The organism is Nostoc flagelliforme FACHB-838 (assembly GCF_014698065.1).
Taxonomy (GTDB): Bacteria; Cyanobacteriota; Cyanobacteriia; order Cyanobacteriales; family Nostocaceae; genus Nostoc; species Nostoc flagelliforme_B.
The window spans coordinates 1-1,700 of record NZ_JACJSI010000703.1 but is presented as its reverse complement, the minus strand read 5'-3'; the positions used below and the strand labels follow the sequence as shown (position 1 = coordinate 1,700).

The window sequence follows — 1,700 nt, the reverse complement described above, 5'->3', positions numbered from 1 at the left end:
ACTGCTTATCAAATCAAGCATAATTTGCTTTCTAATTATTTAATTCAGCAACTAAAACGCCCAAGTATTCCTATGTGCTTGGTTTGATTTAAATTGTCGTGTGGTAGGGCTACGCCCCGCTCGCTATTTGTTCCAGTTGCGTAAGTCCTGAGATTTTCTTTATAAATGGTTTCTCATTTGAGATTTTAGACTTTCAGACATTTATTCTTCGGTGATTAGCCGAGGGGTAAAAAGCGAATTAGCCAGCTTTACGCGGTCTGCCTGGCTTGCGCTTGCCTGAAGAATTTACATCAGCCTTTTTAGTTTTCGATGACTTGTTGGCAGCATTGTTAGCTTTATTTGAACGAGTAGCACGTTTTGATTGTGGTGAAATTTCTTTAACTGAAGGCAGTAATCTCAATGTAGGGAATGAGAGAATAACTGCTTCATTACTTGTGCGATGAACAACTTCATCATCTAATGCCCAAGGATCTGGCAGTTTTTCAAAAGTCATCGCTTGTGGTGTGATTACTTTTGATATTGATGGGATTGTAGAAGCCGCTATATTTAGATTGCCAACCGAAACCACATTACTAGCATAAGCAGCCGATACAAATAGTCCGTTAATGAACTGGAATATAACGAGAGTAACGAATGCCCAAAAGATGGCTACTATTGCCAGGGTAAGTAGAGATTGCATATCCATGATTATTCCTCAACTAAGTATTTGTAATTTTCAATTAGTTTACGCAAAGCGTTTTTGAGCTTGTTCAAATATGAAGCGGATTTGAACATATCCTCTCTTGAAGAGAGGACTTCAATCTAAAATTAGCGTAGCGTCTCTCTGATTTAATCTAACCAAATTTTTCATTATCTTAAAACTTATTTATAAAATAAAGCAGATTCTAGTATTTACCTATTTGAAGATTTCAAGTATTATACCTATAAATATATTTGAAAAACATAAATATTGATTTAAGTCTATGATTAAAATTTGATTTATTAGCTAATTCTTGGAATAAAACATTTTACTCAAACGAAAAAAGTATTTGTATGCCTAATCCAACTACCGACTTAGTTCGCTCCTACCTCAAAGAAATCGGACGCTACCCTCTGCTAACTCCTGAGCAAGAGATTACAAATGCTAGGCTTGTACAGCAGATGATGGCGATTGAAGAACAGCGTTCAAGCCTCGCACTTCAACTAAACCGACAACCAACTGCAAGAGAATTAGCTACCTCGCTTGGGCAAAGCGAAGCTGAAGTGGAGTCAATTCTTCATCAAGGCGAACGAGCAAAGCAGAAAATGGTGACTGCTAACCTACGCTTGGTGGTGGCGATCGCTAAAAAGTACCAGAACCGAAACTTAGAATTTCTTGGTCTGATCCAGGAAGGTACACTCGGTTTATACCGTGGTGTTGAAAAATTTGACCCAAATCAAGGTTACAAACGTATCGGCTCAAAATTTCGGGGTAGAGATTTATTCAGGTAGCCACGACCAACCAAATGGGTTAGAAGAAGACTTCTCTCGAATAATGTTACCCAAACAGGGAATATCACCGAGTTGCAAAATCCGGTCATGCATATACTCAAAAAAGCTAATACCTAACTTACGAGTAGTGGCAACCAGGGACATGAAAATATCCCATGCTTTGGTACCAAGTTCTGTTTGGGTGGCATAACTAATCTTGCGTCGCTGTACCATAGTTCTAGCAGCCAACT

At 38.5% G+C, this 1,700-nt stretch carries 1 protein-coding gene and 2 pseudogenes; 1 reads left to right on the top strand and 2 read right to left on the bottom strand.

Annotated features, from left to right (window positions below; genetic code table 11):
• Positions 1–238 precede the first annotated feature (238 nt).
• On the bottom strand, positions 239–685 hold the full coding sequence (locus H6G97_RS50920; protein WP_190947755.1) for a hypothetical protein: 447 nt from the start codon (positions 683–685) through the stop codon (positions 239–241).
• 347 nt (positions 686–1,032) lie between these two features.
• Here H6G97_RS50920 and H6G97_RS50915 point away from each other — a divergent pair.
• Positions 1,033–1,428 (top strand): annotated as a pseudogene (locus tag H6G97_RS50915) (sigma-70 factor domain-containing protein); the annotation flags it as partial.
• 30 nt (positions 1,429–1,458) lie between these two features.
• Here the strand turns inward: H6G97_RS50915 and H6G97_RS50910 are convergent.
• Positions 1,459–1,700: pseudogene (locus H6G97_RS50910) on the bottom strand (hypothetical protein); the annotation flags it as partial.